Below are 14,937 nucleotides of genomic sequence, written 5' to 3' on the forward strand. Positions count from 1 at the left end.
TTCTGCTGTGACCAAGGCAGGGACGGGGTCGGAGACCTTCGAGGCGTGGGCGAACCTGCACCGCGTCTACCTCGAGATGCGCCGCCTCCTGGACGCCGAGATGGCGTCGAACGCGAGCTGCTCGCTGTTCGAGCACGACCTGCTCAGCCGGCTCGACTTCGCCGAGGGACACCGGCTGAAGATGAACGAGCTCGCCGACCTGATGGACGTCACCCGCGGCGGCCTCACCCGGATCATCGACCGCCTGGTCGAGCGCGACTGGGTGCGCCGGGACCGGCCGGACGACAACCGCCGCGAGGTGTACGCGGTCCTCACCGACGAGGGCGAACGCACCCTCGCCAAGGCGCGCGTCACGTACGTCCGCCTCCTCGAGGAAACCCTGGGCGGCCAGCTCACCGGACCCGAGCTGAGCGACTTCGTGGGCAGCACCGACAAGTTGCTCAAGGCCCTCGGCCGCCCCTGCTGACCCCCGGCCCAGCACCTCCTCAACGCCCGCCCCCGTGATCGAGGTCTGCGACTTCGTGCATGAGGTGTACCAGGCGCACCGGCAGGTCAGCCCTCAGCGGACAGGGCGGCGCGAGCGGATGAGATGCGGTTCAGTTGAACCATGACCAGGCTGACGAGTGCCTATGACGAGCTTGCCGATGTGTACCACCACACCGTTGATCCCGATGGTGGTGGACTGGAAGACCCAATCTTCGACGACTTGGTAGGCGAAGTGCGAGGCCAGCGGATCGCTGCGGTCGCCTGCGGCCAGGGCCGCGACGCTCGACGACTGGCCGACCTCGGGGCGTCCGTGGTGGGCATCGATGCCTCAGAGCCGCTTCTTACGCACGCCCGGCGGCTGGAACAGGACACGCCCCGCGGAGTTGAGTACGTCCACGGTGACGCCCACGATCTGCAACCGCTGGCCGACAGCACGTTTGACGGCGTGGTGTGCCACATGGCCCTGATGGACATCCCAGAACTCAACCCGACGGTCACCTCGATCGTTCGAGTCCTTCGACCCGGCGGCTGGTTCGTCGCGTCGATCGTGCACCCCTGCTACAAGACCCCCGCGGACGGCGAATTCGTCGACCATGTTGATGGTTCAGTACGACGAACGACAGGCCGCTACTTCGCCGAAGGCCCTTACAGCAGTCCGACCCGATGGGACATCCTTCCCCGGACGGCCTACCACCGCACGCTGTCGACCTACATCAACACCTTCACAGCCGCCGACCTCTTCGTCGTTCGCATGATCGAACCCGTCGGCGATCGACCGGTCTGGAAGGAAGTCCCCGGCCTGCTCTACTTCCGCTGCCAGCACATCCCCGGCCACCCTTCCCCATAGGTGTTCACCCCGCTGCCATGGTCGTTGGCGGCTCCAACACCGCCAACGACCATGGGCTAGGGACCGTCATCGCTGCTTGATGCGGCCGAAGCGCTGGGCTGGCTCGGTCGTGCGCCTACCGTCGACCGACACTCATGTACGTGAAGCCGAGGTTCCGCATTCTCTTCGGGTCGAGAAGGTTCCGGCCGTCGAAGATCAAGGGGTTGCGCATCACCTTCCGCGCCTCTGCCCAGTCGAGGTCCTTGAGCTGCGGCCATTCGGTGACCACGATCGCCGCGTCGGCTTCGGCCATCGCCTCGACAGGGCTTGCGAGACGGATCGTCGACGTCCACGGCTCGACCTCGACGGACCGGGCGAGCGGGTCCCAGCAGCGGATCTCAGCGCCTTCGGCCAGCAGCCGCGACGCAACGATGGTCGACGGCGCCTCGCGCATGTCGTCGGTGCCCGCTTTGAAGGTCATACCCAACAGCGCAATCCTGCGGCCCTTGAGGGTGCCCAACTCGTTCTTCAACCGCTGGATGGCCCGACGTGGCTGGAGTTCGTTGACCTCGATGACTGTGCTGAGCAGCTGGAAGGGATGACCGGTGTTGCTGGCCATAGCCCGCAGCGCACGGGAGTCCTTCGGGAAGCACGAGCCGCCATAGCCGAGCCCTGCCTTCAAGAAGTGCGGACCGAGACGGGGATCCATGCCAATCGCTCTGGCCACGGTTTCGACGTCGGCACCGGTCGCTTCACAAACAGTCGCGATCTCATTGATGAAGGTGATCTTCGTCGCCAGGAGTGCGTTCGAAGCCAGCTTGACCATCTCGGCGTCCGCGACGTCCATCACCGCCACCGGCCCATCCACCCCCTCATGCAGTGCCGTCACGAGGCGTGCCGACTCGTCGTCCGCCGCGCCGATTACCACCCGGTCCGGATGCAGGAAGGTGCTCACGGCGTTGCCCTCCGAGGTGAACTCCGGGTTCGCCGCGTACCCGACGTGGGCAAGTCCGGCATCGTCCAACGCAGCGCGAACGCGGTCCCCCGTGCCGACAGGCACCGTGCTCTTCATGACCAACACCGCCAGGCGATCCGAACTCACCGTCTTGAGCGTGTCGATGACCGCCCAGACCCGGGACAGGTCCGCATCACCGGACGCCGTCGGAGGCGTGTCGACGCATACGTACACGACCTCCGCGTCTCGTATTGCCTCGGCCGCATCGAGCGTGAACGACAACCGCTCCTTGTTGCTGGCCAGGAGATCGCCCAATCCGGGCTCGAAAATGGGAACCTCTCCGACCCGCAACAGCCGGATCTTCTCCGGCTGGACGTCACGCAGGACGACCTGGTGACCCAGCTCGGCGAGGCAGGCACCTGTCACCAGACCGATGTAGCCGGCCCCGAAGACCGCGACGCGCCGTGGTTCGGAGCTCATGCCCCGGGAACCGGCAACCCTCCTACGGGCTCGGGTGTAGGACTCTCCAGTCACGGCTACGCGGGCGCGGGTCGCCTTCTTGCGGGCCTTGTCAACTGTCATGACGTCATCCTGTTCAGCCGATGACCCACGCCCACCGGCTCAGATGACGGAGACAAAGTCCAAGCGGCGCGCGACACGCGAGTCTGTGACCCTTGTCCTCGTCACCACAACCCAGCGTGGGTGGGGAGCGGCTCGGAGTCCGGCCAGCGTGATCGGCCGAGGAGCCACGATAGGGCACGCGACACCCACCAGGGAACGGCAACGGACGCACGTGTCGCGATCCGGCGGAACAGCGCTTGGTGGTCGCCAGATCCTGCGCACGTCCCAGCCGACAAGTCTTGAGTTCTTGACAACTTGAATTGTCGGTGAAATGCTTCCTGGCATGGACGAAGTCGCGGTGATCGCGGACCCTGTGGCGGCTGGGGTCTCCCTGGATCCGGTCCGCGCAAGGCTGCTCGCCGAGCTGGCCGAGCCGGGTTCGGCGACCACGCTGGCGCGGAAGATCGGTCTGCCGAGGCAGAAGGTCAACTACCACCTGCGGACGCTCGAGCAGCACGGCTTGGTCGAGCTGGTCGAGGAGCGTCGCAAGGGAAACGTCAACGAGCGTTGGCTGCGGGCGGTCGCGTCGTCGTACGTCATCTCGCCCAGCGTGCTCGGTGCGATCACGCCGGACCCGGACAAGTCGCTCGACAAGCTCTCCGCGAAGTGGCTGCTCGCGCTCGCCACGAGGATGGTCCGCGAGCTCGGCGACCTCGTCACCGGTGCGGCGGCGGCGCGCAAGCAGCTGCCGACGTTCGGGATGGACGGCGACATCAGGTTCGCCTCGGCGAAGGACCGCGCCGCGTTCGCCGACGAGCTTACCGACGCGGTGACGAAGCTCGTCTCGAAGTACCACGACGAGAAGGCACCCGGCGGCCGCGCGCACCGCATCGTGATCGCCATTCACCCGAAGGTTCAACCAGAGAAATCGCAACCAGAGAAGGAGAAATCATGAGAGTCGAAGTCACCAGCATCCTCGTCGACGACCAGCAGAAGGCGCGCAAGTTCTACACCGACGTGCTCGGCTTCCAGACCAAGCGCGACATCCCGGTCGGCGACGCGAGCTGGCTGACCGTGGTCGCGCCCGACCGCGCCGACGGCGTGGAGCTGCTGCTCGAGCCCGACGGCAACCCGGCCGTCACGATCAACGGCGAGCCCGCCGCCCAGGTGTGGAAGAAGACGCTCTACAACGCCGGCATGCCGTACACGGTGTTGTTCACCGACGACATCCACAAGGAGTACAAGGAGCTCGCCGCGAAGGGCGTCGAGTTCCGCGCGGAGCCGGCCGAGACGATGGGCGGCATCATGGCGATGTTCGACGACACCTGCGGCAACCTGATCGGCCTCATGCAGGTGGTCGAGTCTTGAGCACTCCGCCGCCCGAACGTCGCGTCGAGAAGAGCATCGTGCTCGACGCCACACCCGAAGAGGTGTGGGACGCGGTCGCGACCGGACCGGGCATGTCGAGCTGGTTCGTTCCGCATACGTACGACGATTCGGGCGGCGGGGCCGAGGCCGACTTCGGCGGCGGCCAGACCGCGGGCGGCCGGGTCCTCGACCTCGAGCCCGGCCGCCGGGTCGTGTACGGCGCACCGGAGGGCACCCCGCAAGACCAAGCGGGCCTCGCGTTGGAGTTCCTGGTCGAGGGGCGCGCGCAGGGATCGACGGTGCTGCGACTAGTGCAGAGCGGGTTCTCCGCCGAGGACTGGGAGCAGCAGTACGAGGGCATGTCGCGCGGCTGGGACCAGTACCTGCACAACCTGGTGTCGTACTTCGCGTACTTCCGCGGCAAACCGGTGACGAACGTGGTCGGGCTGACCTTCACCACGGCCGACGCCGTGGCGGTGTGGGCCGGTTTCCATGCGGCGTTGGGCATCTCGCCGTCGGTGGAGGTGGGCGACAAGGTCACCTTGAAACCGGTCGGCATACCCGCGATCGAGGGCGTCGTCGACGTCCACGACCCAGGCTGCCTTGGGGTCCGGTCCGAAGTCGGGCTGCACCGGTTCGGCGGTTTCGGCGGCATGGCAACGGTCGCGCACTACTTCTACGGCGTCTCCCTCGACGCCACGGAAGCGACGAAGAACTGGCAGTCCTGGTTGACGAAACTCTTCCCAGCAACTCCTACGCCGATGGCTTGACGCGACGCTGGCGGGCGGCCTCGTACAAGGTGACGCTGGCCGCCACCGCCGCGTTCAACGAGCTCGCCGCGCCGCCGATCGGAATGCGGACGACCGCGTCGCACGACTCCCGCCAGGCCGCGCTCATGCCGCGCGTCTCGTTCCCGACCACGAGCAACGTCGGACCGGTGAAGTCGTACGCGTCGATCTCGACCGTGCCAGCCTCATCGGTGCCGACGACACGAGTCTCGGTGCCGTGCGAACGGAGTTTGTCCAACCAGGCAAGCACTTCGCGGTGAGACGGCGCACGCACGACCGGGATGCCGAACAGCGAGCCGGTGCTCGCACGGACCGCGCGCGGGTCGTACGGATCGGCCGCATGCCCGGTGACGATGACGCCGTGCGCGCCGAACGCGTCGGCCGAACGGATCAGCGTCCCCACGTTGCCAGGGCTGCCTGGCCGGTCGAACGCGACGACCAGACCGTCGTGGAGAGGGAGGATCCGGTCCAGCTCGTCCGCGGGCAGATCGGCGACCGCGATCAGCTCCGGCGCGTTCTCCTCCTCCCTGTCACCGAGCTCGGCGAGCAGTTCGGGGGCGACATCGACGACCTCGGCGTCGACTCGGCGGAGCACCTGGTCGGCCCAGCCGGAACGCTTGCCGTTCGCCGATCTCAGCAGCGTGAGAATCGGCCACCCGTGTTCGACCGCGAGCGTGATCGGGCGGACCCCCTGGACGAGGAACTGGCCGAGCTGGTTGCGCTTCGTCCGATTCGTGAGCAGCGCCTGCCATTGCTGGAAGCGCGCGTTGCGGACGCTGATCTTGTGGACACTCGGCACGGTTGATTATCTGCTCCCCTTCATTACGTAGCCTGGCAGGGTGGAGATCACGACGGGGTTGGACGAGACGATCGACGCGATGCGGGACGCGACGCGTGCGTTCGTCAACGGTGATACGACGAAGTGGTTGGCGCTGTGCTCGCGCGAGGCGGACGCGACGTTGTTCGGCGGATGGGGCGGGCACGAACGCGGATGGGCAGAGCTCGAGCCGCGGTACGAGTGGGCGTCGAGTCGCTTCGGCGGCGGGGACGTGACGTTCGAGGAGCTCGGCCGGTACGGGAGCGGGGAGCTCGCGTGCACCGTTCAGCTCGAGCATTACTCCACGTACGTGCCGGAGCAGGATGGGCCGTCGACGATGACGCTGCGTGTCACCCATGTGTATCGGCTCGAGGACGGTCATTGGCGGCTGCTGCATCGGCACGGCGACCATGCCGCGGACGTATGGGTCTAGGCGCCCGCAATGCGTGACGGGCCGTGATGGAACAGGCACTGGTGGTCGAAGCCAGGCATAGGTAACATCGGCCACCGCGCTAGCGACCGCATCAACAGGTGCGCGTATGCTGGCGCGGTCGTCCTTGGAGCAGGGTGGGCCCTGACGGGGAGCTCGATGAGAGTGCCGGCCAAAGACCCGTAAGGGTCGTCGATCCATCTCGTGTGCCCAAACTTCGTATTACAGCCGTGTAATTCGTGTTTCGTTGTTTCTGTGATGTGCGACACCTTCCAACCGTCGTCTCTCGCCGAAGAAAAAGAGAGGTCATGAGCGATACGTCCACCGCGTTCCGCACCGTGATTCGCGGATACGAACCAAGCCAGGTCGACAGCCGCGTCCGTGAGTTGGCCGAGGCCCTTGAAGCCGCGCGGCGGCAGTCGGTCGAGCTGGCGAAGCGCGTCGAGGACCTGGAGAACGCCCAGACGTCCCGGCCGGGCTCGAACGAGCCGAACTTCGCCGACTTCGGTGAGCGCGTCGGCAAGATCCTGACGCTGGCTGAGGAAGACGCGGCTGAGCTGCGTACCAAGGCGAACGCGGACATCGACGCCATGCACAAGGACGCCAAGGAGGTCGCGGGGCGGATCCGCGACGAGGCGGACCGGTATGGCAAGGAGAAGCGCGTCACGGCCGACCTCGAGGCCGAGCAGGTGATCAAGGACGCGCGCGACAAGGCGCTCGACATCCGCGCCGAAGCTGACAACGACGCCGCCGCCCGCCGCAAGGAAGCGGAGGCGATCTTCGAGCAGCAGCGCACGAAGGCCGTTCAGGCAGCGACCGAGTTCGAGACCCAGCTGGCGCAGCGCCGCGAGCGGGCCGAGCTGGACCTGCAGGAGCGTACGTCGGCCGCCGAGCAGCACCTGGCCGCTGTACAGGAGCACGCCGAGACGGTGCGCTCCGACGCCGAGCAGGCGCACAACGAGGCGAAGCAGAAGACCGAGCGACTGGTGTACGAGTCGCAGCGCAAGTCGCAGCAGATTCTCTCCGAAGCGACCGCCCGCGCTGACCGGATCCGGACAGAGTCCGAGCGCGAACTCGCGGCGATCAAGCACCGTCGCGACTCGATCAACGGCCAGCTGATCAACGTTCGGCAAATGTTGGCGACGTTGGAGCTCGAGGGTGACGCTCCGAACCAGCTCGTCGTCGGCTCCACCGCCGACAGCACGCTGGCGCTGCCGATGGGGTCGAACGACAAGAAGTAACCACGCACGGTGACGTATCGCCGGGCCTGCACTCTGTTTCTCGGAGTTGCAGGCCCGGTTTTGTTTGCGTGCTCCGTGCCACGGCGTGCGTCGTTGCGGGGCCCCGATGCATGGTCGAAGATCGCCTGGGTACGACACTTGCGCGTACCAGATGTGAGGAGTGAGCCATGCCGGAGCAGGACGAGCAGAGCCTGGGACAGCTGGTGGCCAACGCGAGCCGCGACCTGTCCGCCCTCGTCCGCGGTGAGCTCGAGCTCGCCAAGGCCGAACTGAAAGAGAGCGTGGCCGCCGCCGGCAAGGGCGCGGGCATGTTCGGTGCTGCCGGCTTCCTCGTCTATCTCGCGGTCATCTTGCTGTCTGTGGCGGCTGCGTTGGGGATCTCTGCCCTGGGGCTGCATCCCGCGCTGGGCTTCCTGATCGTCGCGGGCGTGTACCTGCTGATCGCGGGGTTGTTGGCGTTCATCGGGATCCAGAACGTGAAGAAGGCCGGGCCGCCCGAGCGGACGATCCGTTCGATCGAAGAGGCCAAGGCCCTGATGAACCGTTCAGAGTCCAACGGCTCCGACCCCAAGCAGCCCGCCGCCATCGACCGGTAGAGCTGGCCAGCTCCCTCCTCGGCATCCATCGAAAAAGGACCCGGATCCGGGGCATCCCTGATTGCACGAGTTCTCGTGCACGACTTATCGTGCAGTCATGGACGAGCTCGCTGATCTGGCGTCGTTGAAGGTTCTCGCCAACCCACTGAGGCAGCGCATCCTGCGCGCGCTGAGGCGGACCGGCGAGGCCACGTCCACCACGCTGGCCAAGGAGCTCGGCGTCACGACCGGCGGCACGTCCTACAACCTGCGCGTCCTCGCCGACCACGGGTTCGTCGAGGAGATCCCCGAGAAGAGCACCGGGCGCGAACGGTGGTGGCGGTTCGCCGGGCGCGGCCTGCGTTTTCCCCGCTACAGCGAGCAGAACGAAGAGATGCGCGCGGTGTTCGACGACCTCAATCGGCAATGGTTCCAAGAGGATCTGGACGGCATGGCCAGGTTCGAACGGGTCCGCGACGAGCTCGGCGAGTGGGGCGACGCGCTGCCGTACTCGCGCGGCGAGCTCAACGTCACGCTCGAGGAGCTCGCCCAGTTCTTCGACGACTACCTCGCCCTGCTCAACCGCTACGCCAAGCGTCCGCCCCAACCGGGCGCGCGCAACATCTCGATGCGGTTCGTCGCGTTCCCCGACATCCCTGCCGACTAGCACCCCACCACAAGAAGCGTGGCCGCCGAGCTGCCACTCGACGGCCACCACGCAAGAAACGCACCACTCCAACGCGGTTTCGTCCTCGCACAGAAAGGAGAGCAGCTCATGCTGCTCGAAAGCAAGTCACCACCCCTCACCGAGCCCACACCGAAGCCCAAGACGACCAAGTACAGCTGGGCAATCCTCGGCCTCGGCACCGTCCTCTACCTGCTCGCCACCCACGGCCAATGGGACCTCGCGATCGCGCCCTGGCTCGCCAGCGGACTGCTGCTGCGATTCACCAGAACCACCACCGCGCTCAAGGGCTTCCTCGCCGTCTGGGCCGTCACCGCGATCGGCGTCCTCTACCTGCTCTTCCAAGACGGCATGCAAGTCGTCGGCCCGATGGCCGCCGTCAGCATCCCGCTCGGCATCGTCTTCGTTCTCCCGTTCACCATCGACCGCCTCGTCAACCGGCACCTGACAAACGGGATCGTCCGCTCGCTCGTGTTCCCGCTCGCGGTCGTCGCCGGCGAGTACCTCATCGCCGTCACCACGCCGATGGGCACAGCGCTCAGCTCACTCGCCAGCACGCAGCACGAGAACCTTCCGCTCCTCCAGCTCGCCTCGATCACCGGCGGGTACGGCGTCAGCTTCCTCGTCGCCTGGTTCGCCTCCGTCGCGAACGAGCTGGCGGAGCAGCGCCTGCGCTGGCCGAAGATCAGGACCATCGCACTCACGTACGTCGGCATCCTCGCGCTCACCGTCATCGGCGGCACGATCCGCCTCGCGTTCTTCGCCCCACAAGGCGAAACCGTCCGCGTCTCCGGCGTCAGTGTGTCACGCGCCGCCGACGAAGCGTCCGACCAGGAACGCGAGCAGCTCGGCGACCTCACCGACGCACTGACGAGCCACCGCGCGGAGGTCGGCACCGCGTTCGCACCCGTGAACGAGGACCTCCTCAAGTCAACGGAACGCGAGATCAGCGCCGGCGCCAAGATCGTCGTCTGGCCCGAGGGCGGCGCCGCGGTCCTCGAGGAGGACCGCCAGCAGTTCCTCGACAGAGTCAGCGAGCTGGCAACGAAGACCGGCGCCTACATCGAGGTCGGCATGGCCGTGATGAACCAACCCGGCGGCAAGCACGCCTTCCGCAACGAGGCCGTCCTCGTAAGTCCCGACGAAGGCCCGCTCTGGACGTACGCGAAGTCCTACCCCGTCCCGTTCCTCGACCCGATCGCGCCCGGCGACCGCACGATGCCGAGCCACGACTCGCCGTACGGACGGATCGCCAACGCCATCTGCTTCGACGCCGACTTCCCCGCGCTGATGCGCAAGGCAAGAGATGTCGACCTCATGCTCGTGCCCAGCAACGACTGGAAGGAGATGGGCCAGACCCACACCGAGAAGGCCACGCTCCGGGCGGTCGAGAACGGCTACTCCCTCGTCCGTCAGGACAGCAACGGCCTCTCCCGCGCGATCGACCCGCTCGGCAGGACCGTCGCCCAGGCCGACTATTTCACCACCGACCAGCAGACGGTCGTCGCCAACGTCCCGACGAAGGGCACCAGGACGCTCTACGGAACGGTCGGCGACGCCTTCGCCTGGCTGAGCATCGCGGCCCTCGCCGTCCTCGCCGTCCTCGCGGCGGTCGCCGTCGCCAGGAGGACACGAAACCGCGCCTGACCAGGCTCCATGCCGGATCTTGGGATGCTGTGCGAGAGTGAATGAATGACTGTGGGCGGGATCATCGACATCGAAGGACCGTGGAAGCACCGCTGGGTCGCGGCGAACGGCGCTCGTTTCCATGTCGCGGAGGTGGGCGATGGCCCGCTCGTGGTCTTCCTGCACGGCTTTCCCGAGTTCTGGTGGGCGTGGCGGCACCAGCTCCCGGCCCTCGCCGACGTCGGCTACCGCGCGGTGGCGATGGACCTGCGGGGGTACGGGGGTTCGGACAAGACGCCGCGAGGCTATGACCCGGTCACACTGTCCGGCGACGTCGCCGGCGTGATCCGTTCGCTCGGCGAGACGAACGCCGTGGTCGTCGGCCACGGCTGGGGCGGGTACGTCGCCTGGGCGACCGCCGTCTACCACCCCTCCCAGGTCCGCGGACTCGCCGTGGCGGGCGCGCCGCACCCGCTGCGGATGCGGCGGGCGGCGTTCCGGGACCGGCAGCAGTTCAAGAAGGCCGGCCACGTGGTCTCGTTCCAGCTCCCGATCGTCCCGGAGCGCCGCCTGATGGCCGACGGGGCGGCGATGGTCGAACGGCTGCTCCGCAAGTGGGCGGCACCCGGCTCGACGTTCCCCGACGCCGAGGCCGCGGCGAAGTACAAGGCCGCACTCCAGCTCTGGCCCGCACCCCACTGCGCGCTGGAGTACTACCGCTGGCTGGTCCGCGCGACGTACCGTACCGACGGCCGCCGCTTCGCCGCCCGCATGAAGGAGCCCGTACGCCAACGCGTCCTGCAACTGCACGGCGCGCTGGACAGCTCGGTGCTCCCGTCGACTGCGGAGGGATCGGCCGAGTACGTCGCCGGCCCCTACCGCTGGCGCCTCCTGGAAGGTGTCGGCCACTTCCCGCACGAGGAAGACCCCGACGCGTTCAGCAAGGAACTGATCGACTGGCTGGACTAGGCCCCGCCGCCCGTTTGAATGAAGGGCACCTTCATTCAATAGGTTCGAGTGAAGGTGCCCTTCATTCAAAACGCCTGCGGGGCTAGGAGCAATCGCCGGTTGACACGCGGTCGGTTGCTCGGGCGCCGGCTTGGGCGTCTGGCGTGACCTCGTCGACGGTCAGGGCGTAGCCGGTGTTCGAATCCTCAACGGACGCTGCGAAAACGACGCCCGACACGTTGCCCTCAGGCGTGACGAGCGGGCCGCCGGAGTTGCCGGGGCGCACCTGGGCGTACAGCGAGAACACCTCGCGGACGACCTCGCGCTCGCCGTAGATGTCCGGACCACGCAGCCGCTGCTCGGCGCGGATCCGCGCCGGGCCGGCCCAGAACGGGTCGTTGCCCGGATAGCCCATCACCGCACCCTGGTCGCCGGCCGAGCCGTTCGGGTCGAGCCGCAACTCCTCCAGGTCCAGCCCCGGCACCTCGAGAACGGCGATGTCGCGCTCGGGGTTGTAGAGCACGACCTCCGCGTCGTACGTCTCCCCCGCCCGCGTCTCGATCGTCGGCGACTCCACCCCGGCCACCACGTGGGCGTTCGTCATCACCCGTTCCTTGGCGTACACGAAGCCCGACCCCTCCAGCGACCGCGAGCACCGCAACGCCACGCCGAGCACCCGCACCACTGAGTCGCCGGCGGCCCGGATCTCAGGATCCCGAAGCACACCGGCGTCCGGCGGCTGCGCGGGCGCGATGCTCTCCGCCGCGAACGGCTCGAGGTAGCGCGGGAACAGGTTCGGGTCGACCACGCGGCTGAACGCGAGCAACCCCTGCTCGGCGACGCGCGGCATCACCTTGTCGACCGCGGTGAGGATCTCCGACGACCGCACCACCCGCGCCAGTGTCCCCAGCTGCGCGGAAGCGATAGCCGACCCGAGGATCCACGCGACCACCAGCAGCGCGATCACGCTCAGCACCGAGCCAGCGCTCGAGTCGATCGCGTGCGCCAGTCGCCAGGTCACCTTCGAACGAAGCTTCGCCCCGATGCTCGACAGGATCGCCTGCCCCACGAGCGCGACGACCACGACAATCCCCAACGCGGCAAGGGAAATCGTCATGCTCGGCTCGAATCTGTTCAGGATCAGCGGCGTCAGCAGTACGCCGACGAGCCCGCCACCCACCAGCCCGACGACGCCGAGCGCGCCGATCAGGAAGCCCTGCCGGAAGCCGGAGACGCCGTACGCGATCGCGACCAGCACCAGGATGATGTCGAGGAGGTTGAAGCCGAGCACCGTCATCGGTTCGGCTCCCGCCGCCGGGTCCGCCCCGCGAGCTCGACCAGGTGTGCCGGAAGGTCCTCGACGCGGCTTCGGTCCCACGGGAGTTCCCAGCCCGTGAGCGAGAACAGCTTGTCCAGCACGCCGCCGGTGAAGCCCCAGACGATCAGGCCGGCGACGGCGAACGCCGGGCCGACGAAGCCCATCGGATGCCGCACACGGAGCCGGTTGGCGGGGTCGAGCAGGTCGGAGAGCGGTACGCGGTGGACGGACGCGACCTCGGCCTCGTCGACCACCCCCACCTCCGACGGCTTCCGCCACCAGCCGAGCACCGGCGTGACCAGGTAGCCGGACGGTGGAACGTACAGGTCGGGCAGCCGCCCGAACACCTCGATGCCCGCGGGATCGGCGCCGGTCTCCTCCTCGGCTTCGCGCAGCGCCGCGGCGACCGGGCCGGCGTCGTCGGGATCGACGCGACCGCCGGGGAACGCGGGCTGGCCAGCATGGCTGCGCAACGTATGGGCGCGCTCGATCAGCAGGATGTCCGGCCCATCCGGACCCTCGCCGAACAGCAGCAGGATCGCCGACGCCACCCCACCACCGTCGGCCGGGATGCCACGCGCGAAGTCGACCGTGCTGGCCGTCTCCGCGACCTCGAGAACGGGCCTGAGCCAGCCCGGAAGCGTGGCCGGCCCGCTGTCGACGTTCATGTCGGCCTCAACGTCCGACTCCCCCTCCGGGTGCCCGTCCGGCGTCGTCACGGCTGGACCCCCAGGTACTTGGCGACGTCGGCGTCCAGCGCGGCCTGGGTCTTGTACGGGACGTGCGCGATGTGCTCGACCTTGCCGTTCGCCGCGACGAAGACCGTGGCGGGCAAGCCGACCGCCAGGCCGAACGGGCCACGCAGCTCGTTCTCGGCGTCGACGAGCTGCGGATAGCGCAGGCCGAGCACCTTGGCGAGCTCCAGCGCCAGGTCCGGGCGGGGGTCGGCGTGGTCGATGCCGACGACCGCGACCTTCGCGGCAGCGCGGGCGTGCAGTTGCTGGAAGAACTTCGCCTCGGTCCGGCACGGCGGGCACCACTGGGCCCAGATGTTGAGGACGACCGGCTTCTTCAGCTGGGCGGCGAGGTCGGGCAGGCGTACGTCCGGCCCGCCGCCGAGGCAGCCGAGCGTCACGTCCGGGAGGCCTTCCTTCACCGCCTCGCCCTTCGCCGCGGGGGCGGCCGGGCAGTCGGCGATCGCGGCGGCCTTCTTGAGCGCGGCGAGGTCCTGCTGCTGAGCCTGCTTGGTCGGCGCGGGCGGAGCCGGAGCGGGCGTGGGCGCAGGCGTACAGGCGACCGCCGCCACCGCTACGACCACGAATCCCCCCAACCACTTCCAGCTCATGGCGCCGCGATGGCCTCCGCCGACGTCTTGACCAGCTTCGCCGCGGTCTTCGGGTCGGTCGGCCCTTCCCCGTACGACGGGCACAGCTCCGCGAGCGAGCACGCGCCGCACGCCGGCTTGCGCGCGTGGCAGCGGCGCCGGCCGTGCCAGATCAGCCGCTGCGACATGTCCGTCCAGTTCTTCTTCTCGATCAGCTCACCGACCGCGTGCTCGATCTTGACCGGATCCTTCTCCTCGGTCCAGTGAAACCGGTGCACGAGGCGTTGGAAGTGCGTGTCGACGGTGATGCCGGGGACGCCGAACGCGTTGCCCAGCACGACGTTCGCGGTCTTGCGGCCGACGCCGGGGAGCGTGACGAGGTCCTTCAGCTTGCCCGGGACGGCGCCGTCGAAGTTGTCCACGACGGCCTGCGCCATGCCCATGATCGACTTGGTCTTCGCGCGGAAGAAGCCGAGCGACTGGATGATCGTCTCGATCTCCTCGGGGTTCGCGGCGGCGAGATCGGCGGGCGTCGGGTACTTCGCGAACAGCGTCGGCGTGATCTGGTTGACGCGCTTGTCGGTGGTCTGCGCGGACAGGATCGTGGCGACGAGCAGCTCGTACGGGTTGGTGAAGTCCAGCTCGCAGTGCGCGTCGGGGTACTGCTCGCCGAGGAGCACGTTGATCTTCCGCGCCCGACGTACCAGCCCGATCCGGGTCTCGTTCTTGCGCGACCGCTTCCTGATCGGCGGCGCGCTGGGCTCGGCCTTCTTGGCGGCCGTCTTGGCCACCTTCTTCGCTGCCGTCTTCGCCGCGGGAGGAGTCACCGAGCCAGCCTAAGCCGCCCCGCCGACACTCGTCGTGGCGGGCCGTGCCCGAGCGTGCCGAATTCAGTGTCTGAAGACTTGGACCGGCCGAATCAGCCATTCGGCAGATGACGAGGCAGAATGTGACCCGTCACACTGAGCATGGCCGCCCTGACTGGAGGA

The 14,937-nt window shown here is 67.9% G+C and carries 17 protein-coding genes; 11 read left to right on the forward strand and 6 right to left on the reverse strand.

Annotated elements, in window-relative coordinates; genetic code table 11:
* Positions 1-7 precede the first annotated feature (7 nt).
* A complete protein-coding gene (locus JOD67_RS39720) occupies positions 8-466 on the forward strand; it encodes a MarR family winged helix-turn-helix transcriptional regulator (protein WP_205113914.1) in 459 nt (152 codons plus the stop codon).
* Positions 467-607: 141 nt separating this feature from the next.
* Positions 608-1,333: a class I SAM-dependent methyltransferase gene (locus JOD67_RS00790; protein ID WP_205113916.1), complete on the forward strand. Its 726-nt coding sequence runs from the start codon at positions 608-610 to the stop codon at positions 1,331-1,333.
* Between the two features lie 115 nt (positions 1,334-1,448).
* Here the strand turns inward: JOD67_RS00790 and JOD67_RS00795 are convergent, their stop codons facing one another.
* Positions 1,449-2,849, reverse strand: a complete 1,401-nt coding sequence (locus tag JOD67_RS00795) for a UDP-glucose dehydrogenase family protein (protein WP_307782226.1) — start codon at positions 2,847-2,849, stop codon at positions 1,449-1,451.
* Positions 2,850-3,171: 322 nt separating this feature from the next.
* Between JOD67_RS00795 and JOD67_RS00800 the strand changes: the two genes are divergently transcribed.
* From JOD67_RS00800 to JOD67_RS00810, 3 genes are read left to right on the forward strand one after another with little or no spacing between them, the layout of a single operon-like run.
* Positions 3,172-3,783, forward strand: a complete 612-nt coding sequence (locus JOD67_RS00800; RefSeq protein ID WP_205113920.1) for an ArsR/SmtB family transcription factor — start codon at positions 3,172-3,174, stop codon at positions 3,781-3,783.
* Positions 3,780-4,196 carry a VOC family protein gene (locus JOD67_RS00805; RefSeq protein WP_205113922.1) on the forward strand — a complete coding sequence of 139 codons (417 nt, stop codon included), beginning with the start codon at positions 3,780-3,782 and terminating at the stop codon, positions 4,194-4,196. Before JOD67_RS00800 ends, JOD67_RS00805 begins: the two co-directional genes overlap by 4 nt.
* Positions 4,193-4,966: an SRPBCC family protein gene (locus tag JOD67_RS00810; RefSeq protein WP_205113923.1), complete on the forward strand. Its 774-nt coding sequence runs from the start codon at positions 4,193-4,195 to the stop codon at positions 4,964-4,966. Before JOD67_RS00805 ends, JOD67_RS00810 begins: the two co-directional genes overlap by 4 nt.
* On the opposite strand, the gene JOD67_RS00815 is transcribed toward JOD67_RS00810, so the two are convergent.
* Positions 4,950-5,783: an RNA methyltransferase gene (locus tag JOD67_RS00815; RefSeq protein WP_205113925.1), complete on the reverse strand. Its 834-nt coding sequence runs from the start codon at positions 5,781-5,783 to the stop codon at positions 4,950-4,952. The genes JOD67_RS00810 and JOD67_RS00815 overlap by 17 nt on opposite strands.
* A 40-nt stretch (positions 5,784-5,823) precedes the next feature.
* Here JOD67_RS00815 and JOD67_RS00820 point away from each other — a divergent pair, with 40 nt between their 5' ends.
* The 6 genes from JOD67_RS00820 (at position 5,824) to JOD67_RS00845 (ending at position 11,327) form a co-directional block, all read left to right on the forward strand.
* Positions 5,824-6,234 carry a YybH family protein gene (locus JOD67_RS00820; RefSeq protein WP_205113927.1) on the forward strand — a complete coding sequence of 137 codons (411 nt, stop codon included), beginning with the start codon at positions 5,824-5,826 and terminating at the stop codon, positions 6,232-6,234.
* Positions 6,235-6,539: 305 nt separating this feature from the next.
* Entirely contained in the window at positions 6,540-7,472 is a 933-nt protein-coding gene (locus JOD67_RS00825) for a DivIVA domain-containing protein (protein ID WP_205113929.1), read from the forward strand.
* A gap of 167 nt (positions 7,473-7,639) precedes the next feature.
* Positions 7,640-8,068: a phage holin family protein gene (locus JOD67_RS00830; protein WP_205113931.1), complete on the forward strand. Its 429-nt coding sequence runs from the start codon at positions 7,640-7,642 to the stop codon at positions 8,066-8,068.
* A gap of 97 nt (positions 8,069-8,165) precedes the next feature.
* The gene (locus JOD67_RS00835; protein WP_205113933.1) at positions 8,166-8,714 is read left to right on the forward strand and encodes an ArsR/SmtB family transcription factor; all 549 of its coding nucleotides are present in this window, start codon (positions 8,166-8,168) and stop codon (positions 8,712-8,714) included.
* 108 nt (positions 8,715-8,822) lie between these two features.
* The gene (locus JOD67_RS00840) at positions 8,823-10,379 is read left to right on the forward strand and encodes an apolipoprotein N-acyltransferase (RefSeq protein ID WP_205113935.1); all 1,557 of its coding nucleotides are present in this window, start codon (positions 8,823-8,825) and stop codon (positions 10,377-10,379) included.
* Positions 10,380-10,424: 45 nt separating this feature from the next.
* Complete coding sequence (locus tag JOD67_RS00845; RefSeq protein WP_205113937.1) at positions 10,425-11,327, forward strand: alpha/beta fold hydrolase; 903 nt, start codon at positions 10,425-10,427, stop codon at positions 11,325-11,327.
* 82 nt (positions 11,328-11,409) lie between these two features.
* Here JOD67_RS00845 and JOD67_RS00850 read toward each other — a convergent pair whose 3' ends face one another.
* The 4 genes from JOD67_RS00850 to nth are packed head-to-tail and all read right to left on the reverse strand — an operon-like array spanning position 11,410 to position 14,655.
* Complete coding sequence (locus tag JOD67_RS00850; RefSeq protein WP_205113940.1) at positions 11,410-12,603, reverse strand: MarP family serine protease; 1,194 nt, start codon at positions 12,601-12,603, stop codon at positions 11,410-11,412.
* Entirely contained in the window at positions 12,600-13,343 is a 744-nt protein-coding gene (locus tag JOD67_RS00855; RefSeq protein ID WP_307782227.1) for an NUDIX hydrolase, read from the reverse strand. Before JOD67_RS00855 ends, JOD67_RS00850 begins: the two co-directional genes overlap by 4 nt.
* Positions 13,340-13,969 carry a TlpA family protein disulfide reductase gene (locus JOD67_RS00860; protein ID WP_205113942.1) on the reverse strand — a complete coding sequence of 210 codons (630 nt, stop codon included), beginning with the start codon at positions 13,967-13,969 and terminating at the stop codon, positions 13,340-13,342. The genes JOD67_RS00855 and JOD67_RS00860 overlap by 4 nt, the downstream gene beginning before the upstream one ends.
* On the reverse strand, positions 13,966-14,655 hold the full coding sequence (nth, locus tag JOD67_RS00865) for an endonuclease III (RefSeq protein WP_205122813.1): 690 nt from the start codon (positions 14,653-14,655) through the stop codon (positions 13,966-13,968). The genes JOD67_RS00860 and nth overlap by 4 nt, the downstream gene beginning before the upstream one ends.
* Between the last annotated feature and the right edge of the window lie 282 nt (positions 14,656-14,937).

The organism is Tenggerimyces flavus (genome assembly GCF_016907715.1).
GTDB lineage: Bacteria > Actinomycetota > Actinomycetes > Propionibacteriales > Actinopolymorphaceae > Tenggerimyces > Tenggerimyces flavus.

What these genes read in the sequence shown, in the direction of transcription:
- JOD67_RS00790 (WP_205113916.1), top strand. Translation starts at nt 608, where the DNA reads ATGACCAGGCTGACGAGTGCCTATGACGAGCTTGCCGATGTGTACCAC.
- JOD67_RS00795 (WP_307782226.1), bottom strand. Translation starts at nt 2,849, where the DNA reads ATGACAGTTGACAAGGCCCGCAAGAAGGCGACCCGCGCCCGCGTAGCC.
- JOD67_RS00800 (WP_205113920.1), top strand. Translation starts at nt 3,172, where the DNA reads ATGGACGAAGTCGCGGTGATCGCGGACCCTGTGGCGGCTGGGGTCTCC.
- JOD67_RS00805 (WP_205113922.1), top strand. Translation starts at nt 3,780, where the DNA reads ATGAGAGTCGAAGTCACCAGCATCCTCGTCGACGACCAGCAGAAGGCG.
- JOD67_RS00825 (WP_205113929.1), top strand. Translation starts at nt 6,540, where the DNA reads ATGAGCGATACGTCCACCGCGTTCCGCACCGTGATTCGCGGATACGAA.
- JOD67_RS00830 (WP_205113931.1), top strand. Translation starts at nt 7,640, where the DNA reads ATGCCGGAGCAGGACGAGCAGAGCCTGGGACAGCTGGTGGCCAACGCG.
- JOD67_RS00835 (WP_205113933.1), top strand. Translation starts at nt 8,166, where the DNA reads ATGGACGAGCTCGCTGATCTGGCGTCGTTGAAGGTTCTCGCCAACCCA.
- JOD67_RS00840 (WP_205113935.1), top strand. Translation starts at nt 8,823, where the DNA reads ATGCTGCTCGAAAGCAAGTCACCACCCCTCACCGAGCCCACACCGAAG.
- JOD67_RS00845 (WP_205113937.1), top strand. Translation starts at nt 10,425, where the DNA reads ATGACTGTGGGCGGGATCATCGACATCGAAGGACCGTGGAAGCACCGC.
- JOD67_RS00850 (WP_205113940.1), bottom strand. Translation starts at nt 12,603, where the DNA reads ATGACGGTGCTCGGCTTCAACCTCCTCGACATCATCCTGGTGCTGGTC.
- JOD67_RS00860 (WP_205113942.1), bottom strand. Translation starts at nt 13,969, where the DNA reads ATGAGCTGGAAGTGGTTGGGGGGATTCGTGGTCGTAGCGGTGGCGGCG.